Annotated in this window: 9 protein-coding genes; 3 read left to right on the top strand and 6 right to left on the bottom strand. The window is 69.1% G+C overall.

The features are described 5' to 3' along the window. Positions 1–232: 232 nt before the first annotated feature. Positions 233–3,019 (bottom strand): ATP-binding protein, encoded by a 2,787-nt coding sequence (locus ACH34R_RS34990; RefSeq protein ID WP_397565841.1) that lies wholly within the window; start codon positions 3,017–3,019, stop codon positions 233–235. Between the two features lie 67 nt (positions 3,020–3,086). Between ACH34R_RS34990 and ACH34R_RS34985 the strand changes: the two genes are divergently transcribed. Both ACH34R_RS34985 and ACH34R_RS34980 read left to right on the top strand, forming a co-directional pair. Beyond that, a complete protein-coding gene (locus tag ACH34R_RS34985; RefSeq protein ID WP_397565840.1) occupies positions 3,087–4,310 on the top strand; it encodes a GNAT family N-acetyltransferase in 1,224 nt (407 codons plus the stop codon). A gap of 261 nt (positions 4,311–4,571) precedes the next feature. Beyond that, complete coding sequence (locus tag ACH34R_RS34980; RefSeq protein ID WP_397565839.1) at positions 4,572–5,528, top strand: aldo/keto reductase; 957 nt, start codon at positions 4,572–4,574, stop codon at positions 5,526–5,528. A gap of 576 nt (positions 5,529–6,104) precedes the next feature. On the opposite strand, the gene ACH34R_RS34975 is transcribed toward ACH34R_RS34980, so the two are convergent. The 5 genes from ACH34R_RS34975 to ACH34R_RS34955 form a co-directional block, all read right to left on the bottom strand. Next, positions 6,105–7,847, bottom strand: coding sequence for an ATP-binding protein (locus ACH34R_RS34975; RefSeq protein ID WP_397565838.1), 1,743 nt, complete (start codon positions 7,845–7,847; stop codon positions 6,105–6,107). Next, on the bottom strand, positions 7,844–8,968 hold the full coding sequence (locus ACH34R_RS34970; RefSeq protein ID WP_397565837.1) for a hypothetical protein: 1,125 nt from the start codon (positions 8,966–8,968) through the stop codon (positions 7,844–7,846). Before ACH34R_RS34970 ends, ACH34R_RS34975 begins: the two co-directional genes overlap by 4 nt. A gap of 142 nt (positions 8,969–9,110) precedes the next feature. Next, positions 9,111–9,290, bottom strand: coding sequence for a hypothetical protein (locus tag ACH34R_RS34965; protein ID WP_397565836.1), 180 nt, complete (start codon positions 9,288–9,290; stop codon positions 9,111–9,113). 443 nt (positions 9,291–9,733) lie between these two features. Then, positions 9,734–10,300, bottom strand: a complete 567-nt coding sequence (locus ACH34R_RS34960; RefSeq protein WP_397565835.1) for an NrtR DNA-binding winged helix domain-containing protein — start codon at positions 10,298–10,300, stop codon at positions 9,734–9,736. A gap of 269 nt (positions 10,301–10,569) precedes the next feature. Further along, entirely contained in the window at positions 10,570–11,457 is an 888-nt protein-coding gene (locus tag ACH34R_RS34955; RefSeq protein ID WP_397565834.1) for a phosphorothioated DNA-binding restriction endonuclease, read from the bottom strand. Positions 11,458–11,535: 78 nt separating this feature from the next. Between ACH34R_RS34955 and ACH34R_RS34950 the strand changes: the two genes are divergently transcribed. Beyond that, positions 11,536–14,601 (top strand): DUF3427 domain-containing protein, encoded by a 3,066-nt coding sequence (locus ACH34R_RS34950; RefSeq protein ID WP_397565833.1) that lies wholly within the window; start codon positions 11,536–11,538, stop codon positions 14,599–14,601. Positions 14,602–15,108 lie beyond the last annotated feature (507 nt).

Raw genomic sequence — 15,108 nt, 5'->3', positions numbered from 1 at the left:
GCGGCTGTAGATCCTGTCCGGCATCTGCGCCGGGACCCACCGGCCCGGCGGTCAGACCATGGCGGACAAGAGATGGAACGCGATCTGATCAGCGAGCGGACCCTAGCGGCCTTGGCCAGCCGCGCCACCCGTGCCCGCACCCCGTCGCGCCTGCACGCGCCTACCGGGCCACCCTCCGCCCCCTCGCGCGCCAGATCGCGGACAATGCGTCGGCGTTCACCCGCACACGGCTCTACCACAGGTGAGGGGACATGGCGCTCGTACGGGGCTCTCTCCCCGCCAGCCCCTCACGGAACGCGATGGCCGCCGCCTCGGTGCGGGTCGCCGCGCCCAGTTTCGTCAGGATGTGGGAAACATGCACCCCCGCCGTACTTGGTGAGATGTGCAGCCGGGCGGCGATCTGCCGGTTGCTCAGGCCCTCGGCGATCAACCTGAGCACGTCCCGCTCGCGCTCCGTGAGCCCGTCCTGGGCCGGTCGGGGCCGCCCGAGCAGGGCGATCTCACGGGTGAGCGGCGCGGCGCCCAGGTCTTCGGCCAGCCGCGCGGCTTCCCTGAGGCGCGCCGTTGATCCGGGCCGGTCGCCCGCCGCCAGCGCGGCTCGCGCGCCGTGGAACAGACTCAGCGCCAGCTCGTACGGCTGCCGCAGCTCCCGCCAGGCACCCGCGGCGTGGTCCCAGCCGTCGTCCTCGATCAGCGCGCGCAGCATGATCTGCCAAGCTCGGTCGAGCGGCCCGTCCACGCCGAGCGCCGCATCGGCCGCGGAGAGCTCGGCCTGTCGTTTCGCGACCCGCTGCCGTACCTCCCTGCCGTCGCCGTGCGCGAGCCGGGCCCGCTGCGCCAATGCGCCGGCGACCAGGACCGGCCGGGCGTCGCTGCTGTAGATCCGGGTGAGCGCCGGGTCGGCCAGCGCCCGGTCCAGGAGCAGGTCTGCGCTCTCGTGGTCGCCCTGGGCGACGGCGAGCAGGCAGAGCAACTGATAGCGGGAGAACAGGCCCCCGTTGCCGGTGTGCTCCACGGCCGCCGCGGCGCCGGCCGCCCTGGCCAAGTGTCCGCGCAGGAGCGACAAGTAGCCGGCGAGCACGCACAGGGCCTGCCGCGGCAGCGGTGGCGGGTCCTCCTGGAGGCTCTCCTCCAGCACGGCGGCGGCCTCGTCCCACCGCCCGGCCAGGATCAGGCTGTGTCCGGCGAAGCGCGCGAGCTCGGCGCCCCGGCTGCGGCCCAGCCCGTACCGGCGGGCCTGGCGGATGCCGTCGCGGGCCGCCTCGATGCCGCGGTCGTGGTCACCGGCCTTGGTGTGCAGCGTCGCCTCGTACATCGGGACGGTCATGAGCAGGTCGTAGCCGTCGAGCCGCTCGGCCAGCGTGCGGGCCTGCGCCAGCATCCCGAGGTCGCCCGTCATGGACCCGACGCCCAGCAGCCCACGGACCGTGACCGTGGCATCGCCGGTACGCCGACCGATGGCGAGCGCCTCCTCGAACGGCTCGCGAGCCCGGTCCACCTCCGGCAGCAGGCCCATGGCCAGCACGCCGAGCAGCCGCCCTCGATGCACGCCGCCGGGGGTGGCGGGCACCAGTTCCAGGGCTCGTTCCCAGTCGGAGACGCCGGTCGCCTCCAGCCGGTGCCGCAGCCTGCCTCGATGTTCCAGCAGCCGGGCGGCCCGCTCGGGCTCGCGCCGCTCGTCCACGGCGGCCAGCCCGGCGCTGGCGTACTCGACCCCGCGAGCGTAGTCGCCGCTGAGCATGCACGCCTCGGCCGCGCTGGTAAGTACGTCGATCCTGTCGGCGCCCAGCCGCGCCTGCGGGTCCCAGAGTTCGAGGACCTGGTCGAGCATGCGGACCTGCTCCTCGTAGGCGTAGGACCTGCGCGCCTGGCCCGCGGCCAGGTAAGCGGCGGACAGGGCCAGCCCGCGATCACCGGCGGCGTGGGCGTGCGCGGCCAGTTCCGCGTGGGCGCCGGAATCGCGCAGGGCCTCGGCGTATTGCGCGTGCAGGCGTGCCCGCTCGCCGGGCAGCAGGTCCTCGTACACCGCCTGCCGGATCAGGGCATGGCGGAAGTCGTAGCCGTCCCCTGCGGTGACGAGCAGGCTGCGGTCGACGAGTTCGCGCAGCAGGACATCCAGCCCGGTCCCGTCCTGCCCGGCCACCTGCGCCAGCAGCCGGTGGCCGACCCGGCCGCCCGCTGCCGAAGCGATGCGCAGCAGCTCGCGCGCCGGGCCTGGAAGCGACCGCGGGCCGTGCAGCAGCAGGTCGCGCAGGCTGTCCGGGGTCCGTTCACCGGCGCGGGCGAGCGCCTCGACGAACAGCGGGGTGCCGTCGCTGCGTTCGTGTACGCGGCGTACGGTGGCCGCGTCCGGCTCGGTGCCGAGGATCGCGGCCAGCTGCCGGCCCACGCCCTGCCGGTCCAGGCGATGCAGCCGCAGCGTGGTGGTGCGCGGGCGGCGGGCCAGCTCGGACAGCAGCGGCCCGAGCAGTCCGTCGCCGGTTTCCGGCGGCCGGTAGGTGATCACCAGGAGCACGCCGGGCTGGGTCAGGTTCCTGGCCAGGAAGCCGAGCAGCTCGCGGGTGGCGGCGTCGGCCCAGTGCAGGTCCTCGATCGAGACGACGAGCGGCTGGTTCGCGGCCACCCGCTCGACCAGCGTCAGGACCTCCTCGTACAGCAGATGCTTGCCGCCTTCCGCGTCGCCCGCCTCGCCGAGCTCGGGGAACCAGCGGGCCAGCCGGCGGTAGGGTCCCGGCAGCACCCCTTCGACCCGGATCAGCCGACGCAGCACCGTCACGAACGGCGCGTACGGCAGGCCGTCGCTGCCCAGCTCCGCGCAGGCGCCCTCGACCACCCGCACGCCCCGGCCCAGCGGTCGCGCGAACTCGGCGAGCAGCCGCGACTTGCCGATCCCGGCCTCCCCGGCCACCAGCACCACCGCCGGCCCCTGCCCGACAGCCGTGTCCAGGGCCGCCACCAGCGCCGACAACTCCTCGCCCCGGCCGACGAACACCGGGCTGACCACGCGCTCCGCCACCACGACGCCAGCATATAAATACACAGATCACCCGATGTGCGGCGCCTGTTTACCCCGCCATGCTCGAAGCATGAAAGCGACCTACCCCCTGCGGACGATCCGCGCCGACGAGCTGGACGCGTGGGCTCACATGATCACCACGACCTACGGCCAGGACTGGTACGAGGGCGGCCTGCGGAACGCCGCCGTCTCCTTGGAGCCCGGACGCACGATCGCCGCCTACGACGGCGAGGAGATCGTCGGCGGTGCGTCGATCTACGGCCGCGTCATGACGGTCCCCGGCGCGGTGACGCCCGTCGCCGGCATCACGCTCGTCGCGGTCCTGCCCACCCACCGGCGCCGCGGCATCCTCACCGCGATGATGCGCAAGCAGCTCACCGACCTGCACGAATCAGGCGGCGAGCCGATCGCCGCGCTCAACGCCGCCGAGGCCACGATCTATGGCCGCTTCGGGTACGGCGTCGCCAGCCACGTGGCCGAGATCCAGGCGGACAAGAAGCTCCTGGCCCTGAGGCCCGGCACCGACCTCGGCGACGGGACGATCCGCCTGCTCGACCGCCGGCGGGCCCGGCCGCTGTTAGAGAAGGTCTACGACACGGCCCGCCGTACCGGGGTCGGCTGGGTGGACCGTACGGAGAAGTTCTGGGAGGCCCGGCTGGCCGACGGCGAACTCGCGCGCGACGGTGGGACGGCCCTGCGCTTCGCCGTCCACACCGAGCCCGGCGGCGAGGTCAGCGGCTACGTCTTCTACCGCTCCAAGCCGCGGCTGGTGCAGGTCATCGAGGTCGCGGCCACCACCAGGCAGTCGTACGCCGCCCTGTGGCGTTACCTCATCGACCTCGACGCTCACGCCGGCCTCACCTATGACGGCGCCGTCGACGAACCGCTGAAGCACCTGCTGACCGACCCGCGCGCGGCCCGCACCACCGTGATCGACAACCTCTGGGTCCGCCTGGTGGACGTCGACCGCGCGCTGGCGGCACGCCGCTACTCGACCCCGCTGGACCTGGTCCTGGAGGTTCAGGACACGTTCTGCCCATGGAACGCGGGGCGCTACCGCCTGTGGGCCGACGGCGACTCCGTCACCTGCGAACGCACCCAGGCCCGGCCGGGCCTGCGGCTGACCTCCGCCGAGCTGGGTGCGGCCTATCTGGGCGGCACCACCCTGGCGGCCCTGGCGCAGGCGGGCCGCGTCGAGGAACTGCGCCCCGGGGCGGTCACCGCCGCCTCGCTCGCCTTCCGCGGCGAGCGCGAGCCCTTCCACCCCTCGGGCTGGGCCTTCCCCGCCTTCTGACGGGCGCTTTGGAGACCAAGGCCGTCGCCTGGCGGACTCCGCGGACTCCACTGGAGAGCCGGCGCTTCAGCGGCGCAGGACACGGTGACGATCTCACCCACCACGCCCTGGCTGGAGCAGTGTTTCCGAGAAGGCGAGGGGCGGTTGGACGTGCCGCGGCTTCGCCGCATCTGGAGCCGACTGCGGCGACCGTCGCGCAACGGCATGAACATCACAATGTCCGGCCGGAAGCCGGAACCGAACACGAGGGAGACAAGTCACATGCGCACTCATCGCCTCGGCCGCAGCACGGTGGAGGTCACCGAACTGGGCTTCGGGGGCGGGCCACTGGGCGGCCTGTTCGAACCGCTGGACGACGACACCGCGGCGCAGGCACTGGCAGCCGCCTGGGACTCGGGAATCCGCTACTTCGATACCTCGCCGCACTACGGCATCGGGCACTCTGAGCGCCGCATCGGCGAGCTGCTGCGCAGCAAGCCGCGGGCAGAGTTCACGCTGTCGACGAAGGTCGGCCGGCTGCTGGTCCCGCAGGATCCGAACGGCCGGATGGACGAGGGCTTCGCCGTACCGGCCACGCACCGCCGGGTTTGGGACTTCTCCCGCGACGGCATCCTGCGCAGCGTCGAGGACTCGCTGACCCGCATGGGCGTCGACCGGATCGACGTGCTGTATCTGCACGATGCCGAGGAGCACTTCGAGACTGCCCTGCGCGACGGCTACCCGGCACTGGCCGAGCTGCGCTCCCAGGGCGTGGTCGGCGCCATCGGCGCGGGGATGTACCACCCCGGCAAGCTGACCCGCCTGGTGCGGGAGACCGACGCGGACGTGGTCATGCTGTCGGGCCGCTACACGCTGCTGGACCACACCGCCCTGGACGAACTGCTGCCCGCCTGCGTCGAACGCGGAGTCTCGGTCCTGGCCGCCTCCGTCTTCAACTCCGGTCTGCTGGCAACCGACCGGCCCGCCGAGGGGGCGCGGTTCGACTACGCGCCCGCCGCCCCGGAGCTCCTGGAACGGGTCAACCGCATCGCGGATGTCTGCGAGGCGCACGGCGTGACCGTCCCCCAGGCCGCCATGGCCTTCCCGCTGCGCCACCCCGCGGTCGCGGGCATCGTGGTCGGTATGCGCTCGGCGCAGGAGGTGCGGCGCAATGCCACCGCGTTCTCAGCGCGCATCCCCGCCCGGTTGTGGTCCGATCTGCGCGTAGGGCCCTGTTGAGAGCAGATCGGCGAACTCATCCAGCTTGCGCGACTCCAGCGCGGCGCCGAATCAGCTCATCTATCTGCTATCGCCGAGGAACACACCCGTAACGCCGTTGATATCGAGCGTCGCCCGTGCCCGCGATGCACCGTCGCGGCGGGTTCGCCGTGCCGGTCACGTTCGGGAGCGGCAGCCGGCACCTACCACACCGGCCGCTTCACCAAGATCCCCCGACTGGCTGGTCAGTGACTCCCGCCGCCTCCCGGTCTCCGGTGGGCCAGGGGTCAGCACGCCGGAACGCGATGAACTCGGCTTCCCTGCGACGCTGCCGGATCCGGACCAGTCTCCGATCCAAGGCCAGCGCGCCGGGATGCCCGATTTCCAGTGTGGAGATCTTGGCCCACCATGACAGCTGATGGCGGCTCTCTTGCAGAACGACCAGGACTGAACATTTAAGAGATCACACGAAGCCGGGCAAATGTCACCCCAGCCAGATAATCGGCCTCCATCAAACTCGGCGCGGTCGAGGGCCGGGTTCGTCACGCCGTGTGCATACGCCGGGAACGCGCCGGACGTATCTGCACGAAGACCGGATTACGGAACACGGAGCCCGTCAGCAGACATTGCCCCTGCCCCAGCGCGGGAACCGTCGACCACAGCGCCTCGTGCACGCCGCCCGTGGTGGCACGTACCGGAGCAAGGTTGCCAGCAGACTTGAGCTGATGGATGAACCGCGTGTTCGCCAGTTCGAACAGCTCCTCCGGCACATGCCCAGGCTGCTGCGATACCAGTACCAAGCCCATCCAGCGCTTGCGGCCACGACGGCTGATGACCTGCAGCTGGTCCAGCACGGCCCGCATCCGGCCCGCACTGGCCCGCGAGACGAACGTGTGCACCTCCTCGATCACCACCAGTACCGGTGGCCGCGGCCGGCCGTCCTTTTCCGATGGGTTCGCCGCGAGCGACCGCGATCACCCGGTCGAACAGGGCCTGTAGCAGGAAGGAGATGGCGATGTTACGGGCGCTGTCGTTGGTCTCGCTCACATCGAAGACGCTCAGGCGCCGCCCCACAAGTAGCTCGTCCACGTCCAAATACGGCGTGTTCCTCGTGGGCCGCCAGTCGAGCATCTCGGACCTGCCGAGCTTGTACAGCTTGTTCCTCAGCGTGGACGCGGTGGCCTTCTCCGTCGAAGGGATCTTCGGCGAGAGCAGGGGCATGGCGCCCGTGGTCGGGTCCTCCTGCAAGCCGTCGATCAGGTCGCTGAGGTCGTACGGGCGGGCGGGAGACGGCGGCGTGGGAGCGGCGAGGGCGCCCATCCTGCTCGGCCGGGAAGCCTTCTCCGCGTTACGCCGAGCCTGGCCCGTGATGGCACCCCACATCCGCACTTGGGCTTCGCTGAATTCGAGCACGTCGGCGACGATTTCCTCGGGCACATCAGCGATCGGCACCTTGAACGGCAGCGGATCGGGTGCGTCCGTCATGCCGGCGTTCGGCACGTACACCCGGAAGTCCGGTATGCCGCGCGGACGCCGTTCGTCGAAGCGTTCCTCCAGCAGGCGCGCGAGGTGCGGCTCGTCGTTCCCCTTGTCCATCCGTACGTACTCGCCCTCGACGTCAATGGCGACGACCGCCCAGCCGGCGCGAATGGCCTCTTCCATCAGCACCTGAGTGGTGTTGGACTTACCTGATCCCACGGTGCCGAAGATGCCGGCGTTACGCGGCAGGAAACCCTTGTTCGCCGAGTCCGCCTCGACTCTCACGTCGTCGTAGCCGAGCAACGAGCCCAGTTGCATATCACCTTCGATGCCGAGCATCCGGCGTAGCCGGTCGCTGGGATAGATGAACACCTGGGAGTACGGCCGGGGGCGGGTCGAGGTGGGGAGCACGTTCTCCGAAGGAGTGACCTCACCGAGTATCTCGATCGTGCCGGCGGCGTAGTAGGTGGGCCGGAACTGGGTGCGGTCCGGATGAAGCAGTGTGGTGCGGCTGATGGCCGAATCGGGGCCGATCTCGTGCGGGCTGTGGAAGGGGCCTTCGACAACGCGTCCCAGAAAGACGATGCCTTGTTCGGTGTCGTTGACGCCCACATACGCGTCGCGGCGGAAATGCCGGCGCAGTTGCTCGGACACCATGACGCCGCTGCTGGTGTTGTCCGTCCCCGGCCCGTCGAAGGCGACGAAACCGAGCGTGACAAGCGATCGGGCGAGGCTCGCTGCGGCGGCCTCGACATCTTCGGCAGAGATCTCCTGTTCTGCGGGGGAAGGCGCGTCGTGCTGATCTTCAGGTGCTTCCAGGGGTTCCTCGGTCTCGGCTTCGACCTCGGTGTCCGAGCTCATCCTCGTGTCCTCCGCGGGTCCAGATCGGTGAGTCCGTGCTCCACCCCGAGTTCCATCAAACGCGTTTCGATGAACGTCCGGAACTCCCCGCCTTTGAACATCGTGCGGGCCACGTTGTCGGCAAGGTCGATGTGGAAGGGAAAGCCGCGCGCGGTCACGGGCGCGCCGGTGTCCGGCAGACCTCGCGTCCAGAGCGCGTCAGCGAGAAAGAGCGCCGCCGCCTCCTCGACCCGCTCCCGGTGGCACTCCAGGAGAAACGGACGATGCCCGGCCTTGATGAGCAGAATGGTGACCTCCGGCCCCACCTCCGCGATGAAGCCCCGGAACCTCGCCCGATCCAGGTTGTTGAACCCCGCCCTGGTCGTCCCCGCCTTCTCATCGCCGTCCAGGAAACCGGTGAGGTCGTCGGCCAGCGTACGCAACTCGATGAACTCCCCGGGCTCCAGGACGACGCCCGCGTTGAGCACGTCCAGATCCTCGGGGCTTTCGCTGACCGCGATGAACCGCTGGTCCTTGATGTATCGGCGGACGAGATCGAAGACGGGCGGCAGGTTCTCTCGCGGGTGCCCCACGCCCGTTCGGAGTTCGAAGGGAATCAGCTCTCCGTGGATCATCCGCCAGTCGGCCTCCTGCGCGAGCAGGAGCTTGCGTTCACCGAAGAGCATGAGCGCGCGGCTGGCCAGGTTCGAGGCGCCGTGCACCTTGCGGAGATTGTCGAAGAACTCCCTGGCCGTGTCGCCGGTGGTGGTCAACTCGTGCTCGAAGACCCTCGTCACGAGGCCGACGGATTCGCCGGTATTGGTGACGATCACCACCCCTACCTGGATCTTCGTACCGCTCAGAAGGGGTACGGCGGCAAGCGTCCCATCGGAGGCGGCGACGATCCCAGTACGTAGGAGATGCTTGGCCCATCGCGTCGTCTCGAGCGACGGACGGCGTATTTGGGCGCTTAAATGCGGATTCTCCGCCAATATCTCGGCACGGAGCTGCTCCCGCCGCCCGTGCGAGGCCAGAACGGCCGCATCCACCCTATCCCGCAGGTGATCGACGTACTTTTCCAGTTCCATCCATGGTGCGACCGACAGAATGTCGGCGAGGCTTTGCGCGTCACGCTGTTCCACTGGACCTCCGGCTCTTCCAGTGACGCTTCGCAACTGATCACACACTATGTTGCAGGGTAGCCGCGAGACCGGCAAAGTTCCAGGTCTCATAGGTACCAGGTCACTGTCGGCGGAAGCCGCGCGCACGAGTGCCTGAGTGCGCCTATTCGGGGTCGTTCAAAGCCGCCGAAAGGTTCCCCGTGCGTAGCTCCCGCTGATCGACCCATTTCTTTCCTTCGGCGGCGATCGCTTCCAGGACATGGAGGGTGTGCGGCAGTCCTGCGGCATCCAGCGACACTTCGGACACCGCTCCGGGACGTTCTCCCTGTTGTAGTTCTTCCACCCCCGAGTTCACCTCGACACTGATCTCATTGCCGTTGACGGGCGCGAGCTGGAAATCGCGCCCGCCGTCGTCCGACTGCTTGATGCTTATGGACGCGACCGCTTAGAAGCGGTAGTTGAACCGCTGCCGATGTACAGGCAGGTACGGGCGCAGAACCACCCGGAGATCAGCAGGACGAGAATCGCGCCGATCGGGGGCAGCGGCTCGACCGGCACGATGCCGACCGCGGCCCAGCCGCCTGCACCTGCGAGGGTGAGAAGTCCGATTATCGCCCGCACCTTCGTCCCGAGGGGAGCGGCGAGTTCCCGGCGGTAGCTCCACAGCGTGCCTTTCCTGCGGCGCGTGGCGGCCTTGCTCGCCCGGTACCGGATGAGCCATGCGATCTTTTCGACTCCGGCTCGGTTCTCGCCGTAGACCTCCGTGAGCTCGTCGCACAGGCTCGCTCACCGCGCCGGCTCCTTTCCATTCGACGAGTCGGCAGGACGGATCATCGGGGAGTACAGGACCTTGTGAGGGCCGGCCCGGAACAGCCGGGCCGGTCGTCCGGTCGGAGCCTTGCGCACCGAACCGGCAGGGACGATGAATCCGTCGGTTTTCTTGATCTTTCGGTAGAAGTTCCGGGGATCGAGCGGCATCCCCCACACCGCCTCGTACACGAGCGCGAGGTCCAGCTCACCGGAGAGCACCCGAGGCTGCCACCCGGCGTCGGCGGCAGCGGTCCCGGCAGTCGGCTCGGGCAGCCGGGGAGCGCTGGCCAGGAAGGCGACGCTCACCACCCGGCCGCGCGGGTCACGCCCAGGGTCGTCGTACACACCCAATTGCTCCAGGTGGAGCGTTTCGACGTTCAGGTCGGTCTCCTCCGCCAGTTCCCGGTGAGCCCCAGCGAGGAGGCCTTCTCGTGAGTGCTGCAGAAAGCCTCCCGGCAGTGCCTCGGCGCCCCTCGTACGGCTCGATGCCGCGCTCGACGAGCAGCACGTGTAAGCGTGAATCACCCATCGGTCGTTGATCACGAACTCGATCCCATATTTTTGTCAAGCTGACAAGAAGTAGCGCCGGAGTTGACTTTGCCCATCCACCAGGTGCGCGTGGCTGTTGCGCTTTCCTCCCGCAGGAGTTCGCCTTGCTTCACATCCCGTGTGCCGCCTGCCAGGGCCGGCATGTGCCGGTGACACTACGCCGCCCTTCCGACTGTTTCGGTCGTCGGCCGTGCCAGCTACTGACTGGTGGATCTGGAGGTACTCAGCCCAGCAGTGCGCACAAGGTTCTCAGCCTGGTTGCCTCAGCCACGAGCGGGCGTGCGGAACACCTGGTGGGCGTGCCAGTCGATGTGGTCCCGTTCGACCGCGTCCAGGCCGGGCTGGGGAGGCCTGGCGGGCCGGCCCGCCAGGCAGAGCACCATGTCCAGGGCGGACTGCGAGCGGCCGACGAACCTGGCCGAGACGGTGATGGCGCGCTCTGCGGTCAGCCCGAGGACGCCCTTGTCGAACAGTTTGTGGTGAATGGCGCACAGGCACAGGCCGTTCGCCACGTCGTCGGGCCCGTCGAAGGCCCACCAGCGCACGTGCGCGGCGTCCAGGCCCACCACCGCGCCGTCCAGCCAGCCGTCGTAGGAGCAGAACGCGCAGCAGTACTCGTACGCCATGAGCACCCGGTCGCGGAAACCCGGGTCACGGCGCGCGGCAGGCGGCCTCTTGGCCGTCGCGGTGGTTTCGAGGGTCTCCAGGTCCAGGCCGGCCAGCAGGCACAGCTCGGTGTGCAGGGAGGGCGCGAAATTGGCGTCCAGGAGATATCGGGCCATCCGCCCCAGCAGGCCCGGCTCCTCCGCCAGCGCGCGGGCCAGGTCGGGATGCAGCCGGCCGGCGGCCTGGCTCTCGCGCAGGCGGCCCAGCTCCGGGCCCGGGCTGCCAGGGCCGTGGCGGGTGTCGACCAGCCACAGGCCGTCGTTGGTCAGGTGGTGAAACGGGTAGCCGGGGCTGGTGACTCGCGGTGGGCCGTACTCCTTGAGCAGTGCCTTCAACCCCGCCTCGGCGGCGCTGAACGGGATAGGAGCGTTGCCGTGCCGCTGGAAGTTGCCCAGGGCGTAGAGGAGAAGGAGCGGCTTGTGCGGTGCGCGCTCGCCACCTCTGCTCCAGCGCCGGATCTCGGCGACCCGCTCGATCCAGTCCACGATCGGCCAGTGTAGGACGATCTTTTCGGTCACGGTATTCGTATTTCGCGCGGGCCGGCCGCGCCCTATAGTCGCCGGGTGAGCGATCTCCAGCCGGGCGTATATCAGCATCTGGTCACTCGTGAGCTGGATGGCTTGCTGCGTGCGGTGCCCGATCGTGACCTGATCGACCGGCGTTCCCTGGACCTCGCCGACTCCCATGAGACCCTGGCCCGGCACCTTGGCGCGCTCACCCGTCAGGCGCTGCGTGCCGTACGGGGCGAGAACGACGCGGTGCGACTGGCTCGGCAGGTGGCGATCGTCAACCGGGTCGCCGATCTCCTCAGCGACCTGGTGCCCGAGGCCACCTCCGCCGACGACATGGTGGAGGCCGCAGAAGAACTGCTGGCTATCGCCAAGGGCCGGGAGGCGGGTGGTCCGGTACGCTTTCCGCCCCGACCGGCGATCCCCCTCACCGGCAGTGCGCTGCTGGTCAACGGGCGCGGGCAGCCGGAGATCGGGCATGAGCTGAAGCGGGAGTTGGCCTCCGCCGAGCACGTCGATCTGCTGTGCGCGTTCGTGAAGTGGAACGGGGTACGGGTTCTGGCCGAGGCGATCGAGGAGTTCCTCCAGCATGGCGGCCGGCTGAGGGTGGTGACCACCACCTACATCGGCGCCACCGACCGCCTGGCGCTGGACCGGCTGGCGGCGATGGGTGCCGAGATCCGCGTCTCCTATGACACCCGTACGACCAGGCTGCATGCCAAGGCGTGGCTCTTCCACCGGAGCAACGGCCTGTCCACCGCCTACGTGGGCTCGTCCAACCTGTCGCGCACCGCGCTCAGCCACGGCCTGGAGTGGAACGTCCGGCTCGCCCAGGCCGAGCAGCCGCACCTAATCGACACCTTTGCCGCCACGTTCGACGACTACTGGGGCGATCCGTCGTTCGAGCCCTACGATCCGGCGCACGACGCCGAGCGGCTCGACCGCGCCCTGTCCGCCGAGCGGTCGGGCGGCAAGGGCGTGGTGCTCGACTTCGCGCACGTGGACGTGCGCCCGTACTCCTACCAGCGCGAGATCCTGGACGAGCTCGACGCCGAGCGGGAGATTCACGGCCGGTGGCACAATCTGGTCGTCATGGCCACCGGCACCGGCAAGACCGTGGTCGCCGCGCTCGACTACCGGCGGCTGCGGATGGCCGGGCAGGTTGAGTCGGTGCTGTTCGTCGCCCATCGCAAGGAGATTCTGCGGCAGAGCCTGCTCACCTTCCGGCAGGTGCTGCGGGACGAGACGTTCGGCGAGCTGTACGTGGACGGTGCGCGGCCCGAGCAGTGGCGGCACGTGTTCGCCTCGATCCAGACCTTGGACGCCAACCCGCTCCCTGAACCGGACCGCTATGACATGGTGATCGTGGACGAGTTCCACCACGCTGAGGCCACCACCTACCGGAAACTGCTTAGCGGAGTGCGGCCCAAGGTGCTCCTGGGCCTGACCGCGACGCCGGAACGCACTGACGGCCAGGACATCAAGCACTGGTTCGGCGGCCGGATCGCCGCTGAGTTGCGTCTGTGGGAGGCGTTGGAGCGGGGGCTGCTGGCGCCGTTCCAGTATTTCGGCGTGCACGACGGCACCGACCTGCGCCAGATCGGCTGGCGCCGGGGACAGGGATATGACGTCGACCAGCTCTCGAACGTCTACACCGGCAACGACCGCCGCGCCGCCGTCGTCCTGGAGACGCTGCAACGCAAGATCGGCGACGTCGGGCGGATGCGCGCCCTCGGCTTCTGCGTGAGCATCGACCACGCCCGCTTCATGGCCGACCGCTTCACCCGAGCCGGGCTCCCGTCCGTGGCCGTCACCGCCAGCAGCTCCCGTGGCGAACGGGACCAGGCATTACGTGACCTGCGCGAGCGCAAGATCAACGCGGTGTTCACCGTCGACCTCTTCAACGAAGGCGTCGACGTCCCCGAGATCGACACCGTACTGTTCCTGCGGCCCACCGACAGCGCCACCGTCCTTCTCCAGCAGCTCGGCCGCGGCCTGCGGCTGGCCGACGACAAGCCCTGCCTGACGGTGCTCGACTTCGTCGGCCACCAGCACAAGCAATTCCGCTTCGACCGGCGCTACCGGGCGCTCACGGGCGCGAGCCGTACCGGCATCGCGCGGGAGATCGAGCAGGGCTTCCCGACGCTGCCCGCCGGTTGCGTGATCGACCTGGACCGCGACGTACGCCGGCTCGTCCTCGACAACATACGCCAGGCACTCAGCCTCAATTGGCGAGACCTGGCACGCGAGCTGCGCGACCTCGGCGACGTTGGCCTGTCCACCTTCCTGCGGGAGACCGGCCTGGAGGTGGAGGACCTGTACCGGCGCCGCCAGGGCTGGGCCTCACTCCGGCACACCGCCGGACTCGACCCCGTACCGGCCGACGAAGGGCTCGGCCGGGCCTTCGGCCGGATGCTGCACATCGACGACGTCGAACGGCTCACCTTCCTGACCGACGTACTCGCCGGGCGACTGCCACGATCCCCGCGCGAGCTCCGCCTACTGGCCATGCTGGACGCCATGCTGTGGGGCGGCACCCAGCCCGTATCCGGGATGGAAGCCCGGCTCGCCCGCCTTACCGGCGTCCGCGCCGCCGAGCTTGGAGAGCTGGTGGACGTACTTCACTCAGGTCTCCGCCACGTGACCCCGCCACTGGACGCGGTGGTGCCGCTGCACGTACACGCCCGCTACAGCAAGAACGAAGTGCTGGCCGCCTTCGGCATCGACAAGCCCGCCCACATGCGCGAAGGGGTCAAATACGTACCGGAGCACCGAGCGGACCTATTCTTCGTCACCATCGACAAGTCCGAGGACCACTACTCCCCCACTACCCTGTACCATGACCGGGCGATCAGCGAGAACCTGTTCCAATGGGAATCGCAGAGCACCCTGCGCACCTCGACCGCCACCGCCCGCCGCTACCTGATGGGTGAATCCACGGTCCATCTGCTCATCAGGCAATCCAAGCGTGACGAAGGGCTGGGCGCTCCGCCGTACACGTACGCGGGCCCGATGCGGTACGTGAGCCACGAAGGCGAGCGACCAGTTCGCTTCGTCTGGCACCTAGACCACCCGCTTCCACCCGAGGTGTTCCAGTACGCCAAGGCCACCGCTGGCTGACCCAACCGGATGGCACTCCTCACATGAAGACACGCACAGTTGAGAAGCGGGAACGTCTTGCCAGATTTCGACTACAGGTATCGCTCTGGCCAGGCTAAATACCCGTCAGGCAATGGACAACGAGCTGTCCTTGCCGAGGCGCCAATGCACGTCAGACAGCAACTACATAACGCCCATGAGTAAAGAATTTGGGCTCGAAATGGCGCGAGCTCTCCTAAAGCGAGGGCTACGCGAACATAGACAAGGCGGTCAGCGGGTATTCCCCAGGTGAAAGCCTTCGGTTATCACTAGCTCCTGATGTGCGCCGACATCAAGGCTTTCCTGCCCATCTGTGCTGCATCTTGTCCGGGGGAGGTCCGGGAATCCGACATCCGAGGCGACGAGGGCGGCCTGGTTGTAGGCAGCGGTCGCCAAAGTAGGGGCGCCTTTTCGCTCGGCCGCTTCGGCGCGAGGGCGGAGGTCACCGACACCGGGCGTCGAGGGGGGCGCATGCGCGGCGTGCCGGAC

This window comes from Spongiactinospora sp. 9N601, from assembly GCF_044326295.1.
Lineage (GTDB): Bacteria > Actinomycetota > Actinomycetes > Streptosporangiales > Streptosporangiaceae > Spongiactinospora > Spongiactinospora gelatinilytica.
This window is presented reverse-complemented; position numbering and strand designations above follow the sequence as displayed.